Annotated in this window: 1 protein-coding gene; it reads right to left on the bottom strand. The window is 65.7% G+C overall.

All coding sequences use genetic code 11. The annotated features are described in order from the left end of the window. A partial coding sequence (locus ACWIHT_RS47220) for a hypothetical protein (protein ID WP_456174832.1) occupies window positions 1-601 on the bottom strand: 601 nt, incomplete at its 3' end. Window positions 602-1,394: the final 793 nt, after the last annotated feature.

Below are 1,394 nucleotides of genomic sequence, written 5' to 3'. Positions count from 1 at the left end.
CCTTGAGCTGTTGCGGCAGCCTGGAACGGAAGCTGTTCTCCTTTGCGACCGCATTGCGGATGTCCACCTCGAAGTCGCGAACCTGCTCCTCATCGAACCACTGCTCCTGAGAGTCGACAGACGAGGGGTGACGAGGGAACTTGGCCCGGTACACCTGCCCGCTGGCGTCGGTGAGGTACAGAGAGTGGTTCGTCTGGCCCGCCTCGAAGCGGACATCCAGGCCGACCAGCTCGATCGGACGGGACCTGGAAGCAGACTTCACCACGACAAGATGCTGGAAGAGGATCAGTTCACCTAGTTGGGCCTTGATGATGCCACTGCCCGGATTGCGCAGCTGGGCAACGTCCTGCTCCAGCGCCGTCAACCGTTTCTCGCGCGCATCCTGGGCGGAGGCAACCTCATGCCGCGTCCAGGACTCGTCCCGCGCCGCCTGCTCGGCGTGTTCACGAACCCCGCGGCGCGCCTGTGCCAGGCGGTCTCGCGCATCTGCGTATTCCTGGTGGAAAGTATGGCTCCACTTACCCGGATACAAGTGCCGCTGCCGAAGCACCCATACGGCCGCACCGGCCAGAACGACTACCGCAATCCATAAGACGCCCACACCCGCCCCCTTCGCTGTGATGCATACGTCTTACTGGTCAGGACACGTCTGCGGCAGAGTTTCGGCACGGACGTCGGCAACGCCACATCCCATTGCGCACCCTCACTCCGCACGCCCCAGACAACTCAGCAGCCCCCGCTTGAGTCGGGGGCGCGGAGCGCTGGACGGTCGGCGTGATCGAGGCCGGTCGGTAGGCGGCCGCGGGAGGCAGCCCGTCTCCCGCGTGGACTACTGACACCGCCACCAGGACGTTGGAAAGCCGTCGAGTGCAGTCTCGGTGAAGGCCGCGGGCAGAGCTTGCTGCTGTCATGTCAGTCGCAGAGCGGCGGTGCGGCATCCTGGCCCTGCGACGGAACGCTGGTGGCCAGGTCGGCCAGATTCAGCCCGGTCCACCGCGCGAGAGGGGATTCCGGAAGGATCGCTGGGGGTCCAGTTCCCACCAGGTGGTGCCTTGGACGCTGGACAACTCGGGGCCGATCGCGCCGCTCCGCCAAAGCCAACTCGATCTGCACGATGCGCCCTCACGCGTACCGCGATCAAACGATCGCGCACCGGGGCCCGCCGCTTTGCCGGACCGACCGGTCGGCGCACGCGGTAGAGCCTGCGGTGCTCAACGACCGATGACGCACGCTCAAGGTTCAGCGACACACGACAGCACCGTTGGCGTCTGCGCTGCGGCTACGCCGTACGCGAGGTGTCTTTGTCGGCGAGCCGAAGATGCAGTTCAACAGGCAGGTATACCCGTAGTGTTGGGCGTGTGGGGCTCAGGCTCTGGACCGTGGGAGCACCCGTC

The sequence above is a fragment of the Streptomyces sp. NPDC002276 genome, assembly GCF_053891435.1.
The sequence above is the reverse complement of the archived record's forward strand: the minus strand, read 5'-3'. Positions and strand labels throughout refer to the sequence as shown.